This is a genomic window from Lutibacter sp. (genome assembly GCF_013139515.1).
GTDB lineage: Bacteria > Bacteroidota > Bacteroidia > Flavobacteriales > Flavobacteriaceae > Lutibacter.
The window spans coordinates 1-14,174 of the sequence record NZ_WTAR01000110.1 but is presented as its reverse complement, the minus strand read 5'-3'; the positions used below and the strand labels follow the sequence as shown (position 1 = coordinate 14,174).

16 protein-coding genes, 1 tRNA gene and 1 pseudogene are annotated in these 14,174 nt (G+C 27.0%); 8 read left to right on the top strand and 10 right to left on the bottom strand.

The features are described from left to right. Both GQ540_RS09940 and GQ540_RS09935 read right to left on the bottom strand, forming a co-directional pair. Positions 1-400: pseudogene (locus GQ540_RS09940) on the bottom strand (hypothetical protein); the annotation flags it as partial. A gap of 53 nt (positions 401-453) precedes the next feature. Then, positions 454-527, bottom strand: a tRNA-Met gene (locus GQ540_RS09935). 126 nt (positions 528-653) lie between these two features. Here GQ540_RS09935 and GQ540_RS09930 point away from each other — a divergent pair. Next, a complete protein-coding gene (locus GQ540_RS09930) occupies positions 654-1,037 on the top strand; it encodes an START-like domain-containing protein (RefSeq protein WP_291800565.1) in 384 nt (127 codons plus the stop codon). Between the two features lie 79 nt (positions 1,038-1,116). Beyond that, positions 1,117-1,938, top strand: a complete 822-nt coding sequence (locus tag GQ540_RS09925) for an aminotransferase class IV (RefSeq protein WP_291800563.1) — start codon at positions 1,117-1,119, stop codon at positions 1,936-1,938. Here the strand turns inward: GQ540_RS09925 and GQ540_RS09920 are convergent. From GQ540_RS09920 to GQ540_RS09900, 5 genes are all read right to left on the bottom strand, one after another. Then, complete coding sequence (locus GQ540_RS09920; protein ID WP_291800561.1) at positions 1,930-2,487, bottom strand: YqgE/AlgH family protein; 558 nt, start codon at positions 2,485-2,487, stop codon at positions 1,930-1,932. The two genes, GQ540_RS09925 and GQ540_RS09920, sit on opposite strands and share 9 nt — an antisense overlap. A gap of 99 nt (positions 2,488-2,586) precedes the next feature. Beyond that, entirely contained in the window at positions 2,587-2,859 is a 273-nt protein-coding gene (locus GQ540_RS09915; protein WP_291800559.1) for an HU family DNA-binding protein, read from the bottom strand. Between the two features lie 188 nt (positions 2,860-3,047). Continuing rightward, positions 3,048-3,992 (bottom strand): methionyl-tRNA formyltransferase, encoded by a 945-nt coding sequence (gene fmt / locus GQ540_RS09910; RefSeq protein ID WP_291800557.1) that lies wholly within the window; start codon positions 3,990-3,992, stop codon positions 3,048-3,050. After that, on the bottom strand, positions 3,992-5,887 hold the full coding sequence (locus GQ540_RS09905; RefSeq protein WP_291800555.1) for an ATP-dependent DNA helicase RecQ: 1,896 nt from the start codon (positions 5,885-5,887) through the stop codon (positions 3,992-3,994). The genes fmt and GQ540_RS09905 overlap by 1 nt, the downstream gene beginning before the upstream one ends. After that, positions 5,887-6,420: an ATP-binding protein gene (locus GQ540_RS09900; RefSeq protein ID WP_291800553.1), complete on the bottom strand. Its 534-nt coding sequence runs from the start codon at positions 6,418-6,420 to the stop codon at positions 5,887-5,889. Before GQ540_RS09900 ends, GQ540_RS09905 begins: the two co-directional genes overlap by 1 nt. A gap of 113 nt (positions 6,421-6,533) precedes the next feature. On the opposite strand from GQ540_RS09900, the gene GQ540_RS09895 reads away from it, so the two are divergent. The 5 genes from GQ540_RS09895 to GQ540_RS09875 all read left to right on the top strand — a co-directional run bounded on the left by GQ540_RS09895 (position 6,534) and on the right by GQ540_RS09875 (position 11,712). Then, positions 6,534-6,815, top strand: coding sequence for a DUF493 family protein (locus GQ540_RS09895; RefSeq protein ID WP_291800551.1), 282 nt, complete (start codon positions 6,534-6,536; stop codon positions 6,813-6,815). A gap of 98 nt (positions 6,816-6,913) precedes the next feature. Next, a complete protein-coding gene (locus GQ540_RS09890) occupies positions 6,914-8,518 on the top strand; it encodes a peptidylprolyl isomerase (RefSeq protein ID WP_291800549.1) in 1,605 nt (534 codons plus the stop codon). Then, on the top strand, positions 8,519-9,367 hold the full coding sequence (locus tag GQ540_RS09885) for a peptidyl-prolyl cis-trans isomerase (protein WP_291800547.1): 849 nt from the start codon (positions 8,519-8,521) through the stop codon (positions 9,365-9,367). A 1-nt stretch (position 9,368) separates the two neighbouring features. Next, entirely contained in the window at positions 9,369-10,757 is a 1,389-nt protein-coding gene (locus tag GQ540_RS09880; protein WP_291800545.1) for a peptidylprolyl isomerase, read from the top strand. A gap of 1 nt (position 10,758) precedes the next feature. Continuing rightward, the gene (locus tag GQ540_RS09875; protein ID WP_291800567.1) at positions 10,759-11,712 is read left to right on the top strand and encodes a MoxR family ATPase; all 954 of its coding nucleotides are present in this window, start codon (positions 10,759-10,761) and stop codon (positions 11,710-11,712) included. Here the strand turns inward: GQ540_RS09875 and GQ540_RS09870 are convergent. From GQ540_RS09870 to GQ540_RS09860, 3 genes are read right to left on the bottom strand one after another with little or no spacing between them, the layout of a single operon-like run. After that, positions 11,709-12,257: an RsmD family RNA methyltransferase gene (locus tag GQ540_RS09870; RefSeq protein WP_291800543.1), complete on the bottom strand. Its 549-nt coding sequence runs from the start codon at positions 12,255-12,257 to the stop codon at positions 11,709-11,711. The genes GQ540_RS09875 and GQ540_RS09870 overlap by 4 nt on opposite strands. Beyond that, on the bottom strand, positions 12,258-13,109 hold the full coding sequence (locus GQ540_RS09865; protein ID WP_291800541.1) for a DUF3822 family protein: 852 nt from the start codon (positions 13,107-13,109) through the stop codon (positions 12,258-12,260). Next, positions 13,078-13,809, bottom strand: coding sequence for a hypothetical protein (locus tag GQ540_RS09860; RefSeq protein WP_291800539.1), 732 nt, complete (start codon positions 13,807-13,809; stop codon positions 13,078-13,080). Before GQ540_RS09860 ends, GQ540_RS09865 begins: the two co-directional genes overlap by 32 nt. A gap of 102 nt (positions 13,810-13,911) precedes the next feature. Between GQ540_RS09860 and GQ540_RS09855 the strand changes: the two genes are divergently transcribed. Beyond that, the coding region (locus GQ540_RS09855) for an AAA family ATPase (protein WP_291800538.1) at positions 13,912-14,174 on the top strand (263 nt) is incomplete at its 3' end.

Genomic DNA, 14,174 nt, shown 5'->3' with positions numbered 1-14,174 from the left:
CAATTACATCTTTAGTATTAATTGTAGGCTCATAATTTTTAGTTACAACTGTATTTTTGTTTAGCTCCTCTTTATGTTTTTGATATAACTTAGTGTTATCATCAAAAGGATTGTATCCTTTTTTTAATAATTCTAAAATCTTTTTTCTATACGCTGATAAAACAAATAAGCGATCTTCCTTAGTTTTGTATTTATGAACTTCTCCATAAAAGGGTGTAACTCGTTTTAGTTTTCCAGTTTTAGGATCTCGGAAGGAAAAATATACGTACCAGCGCTTTTTTAAATCGCCATTAGCGGTATACATTTTAGGGGTTGAATAATTCTTTTTCACAGTTAAATCGTATGCACAATCGTATGCACTTTCGACTTTAAAGGTAAGGTATTCGTTTAAATTAGACATAAAAAAAACAGTTTAGAAAGCTAAACTGTTCGTTTTGTTGAATTTAAATCTAGTAGCGTGATGCAGAATTGAACTGCAGACCTCCGGGTTATGAATCCGACGCTCTAACCAACTGAGCTACCACGCCATTTATTAAGGCTGCAAATATAAAAAATAAAATAGTTATAGCAACAAATATATTCTTCAATTTTTTAAGAATTTAAATTTTTTTTAAAAAGATAAATTATATATATTGTGCTTTTAATTATAAAATATGTCTACAAAAATTAAATTTGAAATAGAATTCCCTATACATGCTTCACCTCATATGTTGTACCAATATTTTGGCACACCGTCTGGTTTATCAGAATGGTTTGCTGATAATGTAAATTCACGCGGAGAGTTATATACATTTATATGGGATGGATCTGAAGAACAGGCTAAAGTATTACAAGAACGTCCTAATGAAAAAATAAAGTTTAAATGGTTGGAAGATGAAGATGCTAAAACTTTTTTTGAATTTAGAATTGAAGTTGATGAAATAACGAAAGATGTTTCATTAATTGTTACTGATTTTGCTGATGAAGATGAAGTTGAAGAATCTAAAATGTTTTGGGAAAATCAGATTGAAGAATTAAAACACACTATTGGGGCTTAATAAGAATAAGCTTAAACGAGTATTAACCTTGGAGAAATTCAAGGTTTTTTTATGTAAATTTGTTAACTAAATGCAAGAAATGATTAATTTAAACGGAGTGTTTTTTGATAAATCGGCAGAAGTTTTAAATGCTAATAATAGAGTCTTTAAATATGGTGATGCTTTATTTGAAACTATAAAAGTTAAAAATTTAACTGTTTACTTTATTGAAGATCACTATTTTAGATTAATGGCTTCAATGAGGATGCTTAGAATGGAAATTCCAATGAGTTTTACATTAGATTTTTTTAAAAGCGAATTACTGAAAACAGTTCAACAAAATAATTTAGAAAACGCAAGAGCACGATTTACAGTGTATAGGCAAGATGGTGGTTTGTACAAGCCATTAACTAACCAAATTAACTATTTAATTGAAGTTTCACCTTTATTAAATACAGTAGTTAAAGAGCAGTATACAATAGATTTATTTAAAGATTATTATGTATACTCTGGTTTGTTATCAACAATTAAAACAACCAATAAATTAACCAATGTTTTAGCAAGTATTTATGCTTCAGAAAATAATTTTGATAATTGTATTTTAATAAATGAAAACAAACATGTTGTTGAAGCAATTAACGCAAATATTTTTATTGTTAAAGGGAGTATAATTAAAACGCCTCCAATTATAGACGGATGCGTAAAAGGAATTGCAAGAAAAAAAATTATTGAAATAGTTTCAGAAATGAATGCATACACAATTGAAGAGTCAGTGATTTCACCATTTGATATACAAAAAGCTGACGAGGTGTTTATTTCAAATGTTATTATTGGTATTCAACCAATTACATCTTACAAAAAAGCTGTTTATAGTACTAAGGTTTCAAAAGAGTTGACGCTAGAATTTAATAAACTAGTTTAGATTTAAATTTTTGGGTGCATTTGCCCAAATTTGATATTCGCCACCAAAATCTAATAATTGATTTTTCCAAATATCGTCACTTTGTATATTTAGGATATTTGAGTAGTTATTTTCAACCACAATCCAAGTAGATTCTTCTAGTTCATCTTTTAATTGTGTAACTGACCAGCCAGAATAGCCTAAGAAGAAACGAATATCAGTTTGTTTTATAGCATTACTGTTTAATAAATTTGTCAAAACTTCAAAATTGCCACCCCAATAAATACCTTTATCTATTTGAATACTATTAGGAATTAAGTTTGGTAGTTTATGAATAAAGTATAAATTTTCTTGCTCTACAGGGCCACCATTGTAAATTTTGAAATCGCAATTTATATCTTTAATTAAATCATTTAAAATAAATTCAGTTGGTTTATTTATAATAAAACCAATTGTTCCATCTTCATTGTGCTCTGACAAATAAATTACCGACCTATTAAATGATTTATCGTTTAATATAGACGGTTCAGAAACCAGAAGTTTACCTTTTGATGGATTTTGTTTGGTCATTAAATTAAAATTGTATGAATAAATATAGCAAAATTTAGTTATAAAAAAAACTCTCTAAATATTTAGAGAGTTTTTAAATAAGAAATAATTCCTATATACTTAGTTTACAGCATCACTTAATCCAGCACCTGCTTTAAATTTAACAACTTTTTTAGCTGCAATTTGAATAGCTTTTCCAGTTTGAGGGTTTCTACCAGTTCTTGCTGCTCTATCTGAGATAGACCAAGTTCCCCATCCTACTAATGCAACTTTACCACCTCCTTTAAGAGTTTTAGTCACATTGTCTGTTAATGATTCTAATGCTGCTTTTGCTGCTGCTTTTGTGATACCAGCATCAGCTGCCATTGCATCAATTAAATCTGATTTGTTCATAACTTGAATTTTAAATTAATTGGTTAAACATAATTTCGCTAATAATAGCTTAACAAAGTTATACGGAATAAGGGTTTGTGCAAGTTTTAGTGAAAAAAAGTAGCATTTTTGTTAATAAATGATATTAAATGTTAATAACCATGAGGGTATTCATTGAAAAAAAGCTATAAACCCTATGAAATATAGGTTTATTGCATTATTGTATTTTCTAAAAATGTATAGCCATTTAACAAACTTTTACTATCCATTCTTCTTTTTCCAGATAGTTGTAAACTTTCAATTTTTATATAGCCACCATTTACTGCAACTTTAATTTCATTTTTAGTATTTATTAAAGTGCCTGGTTTGTATTGATGATTTTCAATCTCTTTTTGAATATTGTAAATTTTAACTTTTATCACTTCATTATTACTAACTAAAGTTGTCCAAGCTGCTGGATATGGATTTAAACCTCTTATTAAATTGTATATGTTGTTTAAAGAATCATTCCAATTAATTTTGCAAGTATTACTAAATATTTTGGGTGCAGGTTTTTCTTTAATTTCATGTTGCTTAACTGTTTTAACTGTATTTAGTTGTATTTGTTCAACAGTTTTTACAACTAATTTACTACCTAAATGCATAAGTTTATCATGCAATTCACCAACTATTTCAGTATCACTAATTGAAACTTCTTCTTGCAAAATAATGTTTCCTGTGTCAATTTTTTCATCAATAAAAAACGTAGTTACACCCGTTTTGGATTCACCGTTTATAAGTGCCCAATTAATAGGCGCAGCACCTCTGTAGTCTGGTAATAATGATGCGTGTAAATTAAATGTACCATATTTAGGCATTTGCCAAACTACTTTTGGTAACATTCTAAACGCTACAACTATTTGTAAATTGACATTTAAATTTTGTAATTCTTTAATAAAATCTTCACTTTTTAAATTAGTAGGTTGTAAAATAGTTAAATTGTTTTCTAATGCATACTTTTTAACTGCAGATTCCTGTATTTTTCGTCCTCTTCCAGCAGGTTTATCAGGAGCAGTAATTACACCAACTACATTATATGTTGCTTTTACAAGTGCATCTAAAATTGCAACAGCAAAATCTGGCGTTCCCATAAATACAATTCTCAAATCTCTCATTAAAAGTTTCTTTTAAATTTATTTTGCGAAGTTATTGCTATTTTATTTTGTTCTAATAATATTTTTAATGAATTTAATATTTCAGTTTCAGAATAGTTTAAATGTGTACTTATTTCTTGTGAAGACAGTGACTTTTTAGTTAATAAATGAAGAATTTGGTTTAAAACTGTTTCAACTGAATTTTTAGATTGAATTTTAGATTTACAAACATCACAAGTACCACAATTTTTAGTAATAATTTCATTAAAATAGGAGAGTAGCTGAATGTTTCTACAAGTTTTAGTGTTTTGAATATATGATATGGTAGCGTTTAATTTTTCTAATTTCAAATTGTTTTGCTGTTCAATGCTCTTTGAAATACTATTAATGGTATAATTATGATCTCTAGCAACTTGAAATGATAGTTTTGAAGTAGTATTTTTATGTGAATAATTTATAATTCCATTTGAATGTAAATCATTTAAATGTGTAATAATTTCTTTTTTTGATGCGTTTACTTTTTTTGAAAGTGTAAACTCATTAATAATGGTGTAGTGATCAAAAACACCTCCGTAACTTCTTAGTATTAATTGTATTAAATCTTTTTTTGAAGGATGATTATTAATGTAATCAAATACTTTTGTACTGCTTATTAAAAATTTAAGAGTAGATTTTTTAGTGTAGTTCTCATCTAAATTAATGATATTTTCCCGTTCAAGCGTTTTTATAGCATTATATGTTTGTAAAAGTTTTAGTTTATATGTAAAACAAAATTCTTGCAATGAAAAATCAAATAATTGTATTGGTAATTCACCTAGCGCAATGTTAAAATATTGGCATAAATGATTGTAAACAGTTTTAACAAATTTTGTTGAAGCAACATTTAATGAAAATTTAGATGTAGTTTCAAAAACAGTAGATTTATTGGTTAAAATTATTGAATAAGATTGTTTTCCATCTCTACCAGCTCGTCCAGCTTCTTGAATAAAATTTTCTAAACTATTAGGTGTGTTTATGTGAATTACAGTTCTAACATCAGGTTTGTCAATACCCATTCCAAAAGCATTTGTAGCTACCATTATTGGTGTATCATTGCTCATCCAATTATTAAAAGAAGTGTTTTTCTCAATGTTAGATAATCCTCCGTGGTAATAACTGCTTTTAAAATTATTTTTCAATAAAAATGTACAAACTTCCTTTGTTTGTTTTCTGCTATTTGTATAAATAATAACAGACTCATCAATTTTACGTACAATTTGAAGTAATTTCCCATAAATATTTTCGGTAGTTATTACATGGTAATTTAAATTAGTGCGTTGAAACGATTCTTTATAAACTACGGCCTTTTCAAGTTCTAAATTTTGTTGAATATCATTTAAAACTATTTGTGTAGCTGTTGCTGTTAGAGCTATAAAAGTAGCTTTAGCCTGTAACTCTTTTAAAATGTTTAATTGTAGGTAAGAAGGTCTAAAATCGTGTCCCCATTCAGATATACAATGTGCTTCATCAATAGCAACTATTGAAACATTTAATTGTTTAATTTTTTCTTGGATAAACGCAGACTGTAATTTTTCAGGAGAAAGGTATAAAAATTTAACATTTCCAAATTGCAAATTGTCAAATGCCGTTATTGTTTCTTCTTTATTTAACTGTGAAGTTAATGCAATGGCTTTAATATTTTTGCTTTGCAAACTATTTACTTGGTCTTGAATTAATGCAATAAGTGGTGAAATTACAATACAAACTCCATCTGATATTAGTGCAGGTACTTGATAACATAAAGATTTTCCACCACCAGTTGGTAACAATACAACTGTATTTTTTTTAGCTAAAATAGTTTCAATAATTTCCTCTTGCGGGTTCCTAAATTTAGGATAACCCCAATACTTTTTTAATATTTCAAGAGGTGTATTCACTATTTTATATAATTTAAAATAAAATCTGTTCTATCTTCAATAGTACCTGTTGGCACTTCAATAATAGTATAATTTAATTCTTTATAAGTACGTTCTAAATGATTATGTATTGCTAAAGCTTGTTCAAAATTTTCATAACGTTCATTATCAGAAATATAAATTTCTTCCCAAGGTGGCATTAAAAAAATGTAATCATATTTGTATAAGTTACTGGTGTTAATATATTTAGCAGGATAATCTATACTTATATAATTCATGTATGCATGAACATCTGGTATACCTCTATCAAAAAATACAAGTTCATCATTAAACTTTTCAGCTTCAATATATTGATTGATACGACCTTCTAACAATAAATCACTAAACAGTAAAGGTTTTGTTAAAAATAATTGCTCAGTTCCACTTCTACGTGCATTTAAAATAACTTCTCTAGAAATTTCAGTCATGCATCTAAGATTTCTTTTTATCAATTCGTCAATTATGGTAGATTTACCTGTACCGGGTCCTCCTGTAATTACTATTTTTTGTTGCATACTGCAAAAATAATTTATTCATGAATTTATACTGAAAATAATCATGTAATTTTGTTAGTTATATATTAACAATTTTTTTGAGAGTATATTTGCCAACCTTTTTAAAGTGAAAAATGGACAAAAGAGAACAATTTTACAAAAAATTAAAGAAAAAATTAAAGAAAGATACAGTTTTTCCAGCAAAGTATCTTTTTAAATTTATTGTTCCTTCAAATGAAGTTGCAGTAAAACAAGTTGAAGATATTTTTGATTTTACAGGAGCCGTAATTACAAAAACATCTTCAAAAACGGGAAAATATGTAAGTTTATCAGTACTTGTAGTTATGAAAAAAGCTGATGATATTATTTTAAAATACAAGCAAGCTGAAAAAGTAGAAGGCATTATTTCTTTGTGATTCCTTTAACATTGAAATTTTAAAATAAAAAATATCTTGCAGCGTTTTAAAATTGGATTTATAAAACCATTGTTTATTTTTGAAGCAAATTATTATTTATGAAATTTAAGTATTTACTAATTATAGTATTTTTTATTGGTGTTAAAAGTTTTTCGCAAGAAAATAAAAATATATTGTTTACAATTAATAATGAACCTTATTATTCAGAAGAATTTTTAACAATTTACAAAAAAAACTTACAAATAAATACAACTACAAAAACTAATTTTGATGGTTATTTAAAACTTTTTATCAATTATAAATTAAAAGTAAAAGAAGCTAGATTTTTAAGAATTGATACACTGCCTAAGTTTAAAAAAGAATTAAAACAGTATAAAGAAAACCTTATTAAACCTTATTTAAAAGATAATGTAGTTACTGAAAACTTAGTGAAAGAGGCTTATGAACGATTAAAAAAGGAAGTAAATGTAAGTCATATTCTTGTTTTTTTGGAGCCCAATGCTTCACCAAAAGACACGCTAAAAGCTTACAATAAACTAATTAAAGCTAGAAATTTGGTTATTGAAGGTGCTGACTTTACAACAATTGCAAAAAAATATTCAGAAGATACAACGGTTGATAAAGATGGTGGAAACGTAGGCTATTTTACAGCATTACAAATGGTTTATCCGTTTGAAGATGTAGCTTATTCAACTAAAATTGGAGAAGTTTCTATGCCTTTTAAAACAAAGTTTGGATATCATATTTTAAAAGTAAATGACATAAAAGAAACGAAAGGCGAGGTTGAAGTTGCTCATATTATGTTTAAAAATGATAGCTTAACTAATAAGAAAAAAATAGATTCAGTTTATAATTTATTAATAGATAAAAATGTAAACTTTTTTGATTTAGCTACAAAAGTTTCTGAAGACAAAGCAAGTGCTTCTAAAGGTGGTAGAGTTCGGAAATTTGGTACTGGTCAAATGTTGCCAGAGTTTTCAAAAAATGCATTCTCTATTAACAATGAAAATGAAATTTCAAAACCATTTATAACGCAATTTGGTTGGCATATTATTAAATTAATTAAAAAACATCCCGTAGAGAGTTTTGAAAAGTTAAAAGCCAAATTAACCAATGAAATAAATAAAGATACACGCTCAAATTTAATTGGTGAATCGGTTATAAATAAATTATTTAAGCAATATAATGTTATAGTTAGTAAGGAAGCACTCCAGCAATTTAATGTTGAAAACTGGAAAACAAATCCTGAAAATTTCAATAAAAAATTACTGTTAATTAATGGTAAAGAAATTTTTCAAGATAAATTTATAAATTATTTAAAATCAGCTAAATATAAAAATATTATTAGTGCTCTTGAACGTTTTAAAGAAGAAGAAGTAATCACCTATTTTAAAGAACATATAGAATCTACAAATAGTGAATTTGCAAATATGTATAATGAATTTAAAGAAGGCTTATTATTATTTGATTTGTTAGAAACTCAAATTTGGGAAAAAGCAAAAGACAGTGCCAGACTTTCAAATTATTTTAATACAAATAAAGCGTTAAAATATAATACCAAAACTTTTAAAAATATAAAAGGTTCTGTAATTTCAGATTATCAAAATTATTTAGAAGAAGTGTTCACTAGCAAACTTCATGAAAAATATGAGGTTATAATTAACAATTCTGAAAAAAAGAGTTTAAAAAAAATTAAATTATAGATGAAATATAGATACATATGCATAATAGCTATAATTAGTTTACAATCTTGCGACTATTTTACTATTAAAAAAGATAATAAACATCCTGTAGCGCGTGTTAATAATACGTATTTATATAAAGAAGATTTTAAAAATATTTTTACTGAAAACATTGTAAAACAAGATAGTATTTTAATAGCAAACAACTACATTAACAATTGGATTAAGCAACAACTATTATTGTCTAAAGCACATCTTAATTTAGGAAATAAAACAGAAGAATTTGAAGAACTTGTCATAAAATACAGAAAAGATTTATTCATAAATTCATATAAAGAAGCTGTTGTTAAGCAATATTTAAATACTGAAATCACAAAAAAAGATATTGAACAATTTTATAAGGAAAACAGCCAAAACTTTAAATTAAATGAAGAATTAGTAAAGCTTAAATATATTAAAATTGATAAAGAAATTTTAAATAAAAAAGAACTAATTAAATTATTTAATTCAACAAAAAAAGAAGACTTAGACAGCTTAAATTCAAAAGAATTATTTTTGAAATCACACCATTTAAACGATTCAATTTGGGTGAAATATAGCGACCTAATGCTTAAAATTCCAGTTTTAAATGCTGATGATAAAAAACAGTTGTTAAAAAAAGGAAGTTTTATTCAAAAAGAAGATTCATTAAGCTTATATTTGGTGGCTATAAAACAGGTGTTAAAAAGAAATGAAATAGCTCCAGAAAGCTATATTACACCTACAATAAAACAGATGATTTTACATCAGCGTAAATTATTATTAATAAGGAATATTGAAGAAACATTAATTGATGATGCAAATAAAAAACAACAATTTGAAATATACTAACATGAGAAAAAATAGTATTGGATTAATATTTTTACTTTTTTTTATAGGAATAAATGCACAGGACAGCTTAAATGTAAGCACTACTAATTTTAAAAAAATTAAACTTGATGGTGTAGCTGTTGTAGTTGGAAAAAATATAGTTTTAGATTCTGACATTGATAAATTTAAAAAAGAATTGCAGCAACGTGTTGAAGGTAAAATTGATATTACTGATTGCGAAATGCTTGAAGAATTAATGTTGCAAAAATTAATTGCTCATCATGCTGTTGTAGATAGTATTGTTGCTTCTGATGCAGAAGTTAATGGTGAAGTTGAACGTAATGTTGCTTATTTTACACAACAATTAGGAACTATTGAAAAAGTAGTTGAGATGTACGGTTTTAATGATGAGGAAGACTTAAGAAAAGAATTATTTGAAATTCAAAAAGAACAAATTTTAATTCGTTTAGAAAGAGCTAGTATAACTGAAAAAGTTGATGTAACACCAGAAGAAGTAAGAACTTATTTTAAAAACTTAGAAAAAGAGAATAGTTTACCAGAATTTAGTGCTGAAATTGAATTAGCACAAATAGTAAAAATTGTTAAACCATCTGAAAAAGAAGTGAATCGTGTAATTGAAAAGTTAAACGAAATAAAAAAAGAAATTGAAGAAGGGTATAGCTTTAGACTAAAAGCAATTATAAATTCAGATGACCCAGCTGTTTCAGGTAGTGGAGAAGGTTCTGGTGGAAAATATACAATAACACGTGAAAGTGGTTTTATTAAAGAGTTTAAAGAAGTTGCATTTAGTTTAGATGAAGGTGAAATTTCAGAACCATTTGAATCAGGTTTTGGTTACCACGTTATTCAGGTTGAAAAAATTAAAGGTCAAGAACGCGATGTTCGTCATATATTAATTCAACCAAAAATTAGCGATGAAGAATTAAAAGCTTCGAACGTTGAATTAGCAAAAATTCGTGAGCAAATTCTTTCAAAAGAAATTACTTTTGAAGAAGCTGTTTCAAAATATTCTGAAGATAAAGACACAAAAAACAACCAAGGATTAATTTTAAATCCTCAAACTAACGACACTAAATTTAATTTAACTCGTATGGATCCAACCTTATACGGGCGTGTTAGTAATTTAAAAGCAGGAGAAATTACCAGTGTTTTTTACGATGAAATTAGAGGAGCTGAAAAAATGCATAAAATAATTTTACTAAAAAGTAAAGAAGAAGCACACATAGCTAGTTTCACACAAGATTATGAAAAAATTCAAAAGTTAACATTGCAAAAAAAGCAAGAAGAAACAGTTGATAAATGGGCAAAAGATAAAATAAAGGACACTTATATTAAAATTCACAATGAATTTAAAAAATGTGAGTTTAAAAGTAACTGGAAAAAAGATTAATATGTCTGATGTTGCTGCATTAAAAGAGTTGGTTGTAAAACACAAAGCTTTAAAACAAGAAATTGGAAAAGTTATTATTGGTCAGAATGAAGCTGTTGATCATATTTTACTATCAATTTTAAGTGGCGGACATTCTCTTTTAATTGGAGTACCAGGTTTGGCTAAAACATTAATTGTACACACAATTGCTGAAGTATTAGGGTTAGACTTTAAACGAATTCAATTTACGCCAGATTTAATGCCTTCAGATATTTTAGGAAGTGAAATTTTAGATGAAACAAGTCATTTTAAATTTATAAAAGGTCCAATTTTTAGCAATATAATTTTGGCTGATGAGATTAATCGTACACCTCCAAAAACACAAGCAGCATTACTTGAAGCTATGCAAGAACGCACGGTTACAGTTGCAGGACATCATTACAATTTAGAAAAGCCGTTTTTTGTATTAGCTACGCAAAACCCAATTGAACAAGAAGGGACGTATCCTTTACCAGAAGCTCAATTAGATAGATTTATGTTTTCCATAAATTTAGAATATCCTAGTTTTGAAGAAGAAGTTGCAGTTGTAAAAAGTACAACCAATGATGAAAAACCTACAATTAATGCGTTATTATCTGCGAAGGAAATCAATGATTTTCAGCATTTAGTTAGAAGAATTCCTGTAGCTGATAATGTGGTTGAATACGCTGTGAAATTAGTTTCTAAAACTCGCCCAAATTCTGAAAATTCACCTCAAATAGTTAATGATTATATTGATTGGGGAGCTGGGCCACGTGCATCGCAAAATTTAATTTTAGGAGCAAAGGCTAACGCAGCTGTTAAAGGTAAATATTCACCAGATATTGAAGACGTTCAAGCAGTTGCTTATTCAATTTTAAAGCATAGAATTGTTAAAAATTACAAAGCTGAAGCTGAAGGAATTACAGAAAAACAACTAATAGAATCGTTATTTTAGGCTATTTCTTCTTTTTCGAAAAAGCTAAACATATTCCCTCCGTATTTTTTTGAATAACTAAAGTATTTATGGTTTGATAAATCTGTAAGTTTAGAATGTTCAATAATTAATAATCCTTCTTCATTTAATGCATTTTTTTCAAAAACTAAATCTGCTATTTTTTCAAATCGCTCCGTTTCAAAATCATAAGGAGGATCCGCAAAAATTAAATCAAATTTTGCAGTTGTTTTTTCTAAATATTTAAAAACATCACTTTTTATAGTATTTAAATTTAAATCTAATTCTTTTGAAATAGAATTAATATACTTTATACATCCAAAGTTAGCATCAACAGCTGTTATATTTTCTGTACCTCTTGAGGCAAACTCATAAGATATATTTCCGGTGCCAGAAAATAAATCTAATATACTAATATCATTAAAGTAATATGAATTATTAATGATATTAAACAACGCTTCCTTGGCCATATCAGTAGTTGGTCTAACAGGTAAGTTTTTTGGTGCTTGTAATCGTTTACTTTTAAATTTTCCTGAAATTATTCGCATTTAATTATAATGTTGATTTAAAAGTGTGAAGTGGGAGTGAAGTGAAATTTCCTTTTCAAGAATTGGAGAGGAATTCACGGGTTTATAAAATTCAATGTTTCTAATATATTTGTAAAGTATGGTGTACAATTCTAGTTCTTCATTAATTTCGCCTAAAAGAACCATTTTTAACTCTTCTGGGTTTAAATTTAATTGCTCAGCAGTAAAAAGTATGTAATACACAAAATCTTCTTTTGTTTCGAAATTAAATGAATTATATAACTGCAATTTTTTATTTTTCAACACAACAATTTCAAAATTATTTTTTGAAACGTTTACAAAGCAAATTATATCATCTATATTTTTATGCTGATGAATTAGCTGTTCAATAAGAACTGTAGAGGAGTGCTTATAGTTAAAAGAACCGTATTTATCTATTAAAAAATTATTAATATTAACAAATGGTATGTACACATTTACAATATCAGAATTAGGTATTTCATCGTAGCAAATAAAATCGTTTTCAAGAACTTTAATAGAATAGTTTAGATAATTTTTTAGTTGATTTTTATCAAAAAGGGGTTGTGGTACTTGGGTAACTAAATTATTTAAGTGCACAACACTAATAGATTCATATTTTATATGAAGTAATATTTCTTGTTGATACAGTTGTTCAACTAATTCTAAGTGTTTGTATGGTGAATTAGATGTGTTTTGAAATTCATATACCGCAAATACACCTATTTCTTCACGTATTTTATTATAAATACAAAAAGAAAATCCATCCAAACTAAGTTGGATGGATAAATGATTTTCTTGCAGATTTATAAAATCTACGTTGTTATTCGTTATCTTTTTTGTCTGCTTTATCATAAAATGGAGGCCAGTTTCCGTCTTCACTTACTTCGCCTAAAGAACCAACTCTTACATATTCACCTCTAATCTCTTCACCACCAATTGCTTCTTTTTCTTGTTTAATTAAGTTCATATCCATACCTTTTAAAATTAAAGCTTTATCAACTTTTATTTCAAATACTGGTGCAAATAAGCCTTGTATTTTTTCAATTTGACCGACTTCAATTTTAAATTGTTGATCAGTACCAGGAATGGTTAACATATTTTTATAATCTAACCCTGCAAATTGTGTTTTAACATCTTCATATCCAATAGTGTCAACAACTCTTTCTTCAATTTCTTTAGTAATACCACCACCAACATCGATTGTTTTAGGAACGTTTCTTGTTTGTGTTAATGCAAATTGAGCTGTATCAATAAATTGAATTAATCCTTCACCACTTGCTGAATATTTACCAGTAACTTTTTTGTGAGCAATTTCTGCATCACGAAGAATTTTTAAGTTTTTAATTACTGCAGCATATTTAACTTTTTTAGTTTTGTTAAACTGTACAGGCTTTTGAATTTCAAAATTGATGTTATATACTAAAAGTGCTGCTAAAGCAATTAATATAACTGAAACTATCCAATGCAATTTCCTTGGGATAAAATTTACAATAGCGTAAGCTAAAAAACCAGTAACTACAATACCAGCTAATATAATCAAAAATGTTATCATTATGTATTTGTTTTTTTGTGTGTACGCAAATCTACAAATTTTTTTTAATGAGAAAAATTTTTCGGCATAAATCAATTTGTATATTTGAATTTTATTTATAATATGACAAAAACCGCACCAGAATTTTATAAAGAGATTATTGAAAAGTTTCCTTTTGAGCCTACAAGCTCACAAAATATATTACTTGGTAAATTGTCTGATTTTATTTTTGACACCAATAAGGAAGCTCTTTTTTTAATTAAAGGGTACGCTGGAACAGGAAAAACAACAACAATAAGTACTGTTGTTAATAATCTTTGGAAAGCTGGTAGAAAGGCTGTTTTACTAGCGCCTACTGGAAGAGCAGCCAAGGTTATAGCTGGTTA

Excerpts from the sequence above, each read along its gene's own strand:
- GQ540_RS09865 (WP_291800541.1), bottom strand. The coding sequence starts at position 13,109 with ATGATAAAGCAGACAAAAAAGATAACGAATAACAACGTAGATTTTATA.
- GQ540_RS09915 (WP_291800559.1), bottom strand. The coding sequence starts at position 2,859 with ATGAACAAATCAGATTTAATTGATGCAATGGCAGCTGATGCTGGTATC.
- GQ540_RS09930 (WP_291800565.1), top strand. The coding sequence starts at position 654 with ATGTCTACAAAAATTAAATTTGAAATAGAATTCCCTATACATGCTTCA.
- GQ540_RS09885 (WP_291800547.1), top strand. The coding sequence starts at position 8,519 with ATGAAATATAGATACATATGCATAATAGCTATAATTAGTTTACAATCT.
- GQ540_RS09890 (WP_291800549.1), top strand. The coding sequence starts at position 6,914 with ATGAAATTTAAGTATTTACTAATTATAGTATTTTTTATTGGTGTTAAA.
- GQ540_RS09925 (WP_291800563.1), top strand. The coding sequence starts at position 1,117 with ATGATTAATTTAAACGGAGTGTTTTTTGATAAATCGGCAGAAGTTTTA.
- GQ540_RS09860 (WP_291800539.1), bottom strand. The coding sequence starts at position 13,809 with ATGATAACATTTTTGATTATATTAGCTGGTATTGTAGTTACTGGTTTT.
- GQ540_RS09900 (WP_291800553.1), bottom strand. The coding sequence starts at position 6,420 with ATGCAACAAAAAATAGTAATTACAGGAGGACCCGGTACAGGTAAATCT.
- GQ540_RS09895 (WP_291800551.1), top strand. The coding sequence starts at position 6,534 with ATGGACAAAAGAGAACAATTTTACAAAAAATTAAAGAAAAAATTAAAG.
- GQ540_RS09870 (WP_291800543.1), bottom strand. The coding sequence starts at position 12,257 with ATGCGAATAATTTCAGGAAAATTTAAAAGTAAACGATTACAAGCACCA.
- GQ540_RS09875 (WP_291800567.1), top strand. The coding sequence starts at position 10,759 with ATGTCTGATGTTGCTGCATTAAAAGAGTTGGTTGTAAAACACAAAGCT.
- GQ540_RS09920 (WP_291800561.1), bottom strand. The coding sequence starts at position 2,487 with ATGACCAAACAAAATCCATCAAAAGGTAAACTTCTGGTTTCTGAACCG.
- GQ540_RS09880 (WP_291800545.1), top strand. The coding sequence starts at position 9,369 with ATGAGAAAAAATAGTATTGGATTAATATTTTTACTTTTTTTTATAGGA.
- fmt (WP_291800557.1), bottom strand. The coding sequence starts at position 3,992 with ATGAGAGATTTGAGAATTGTATTTATGGGAACGCCAGATTTTGCTGTT.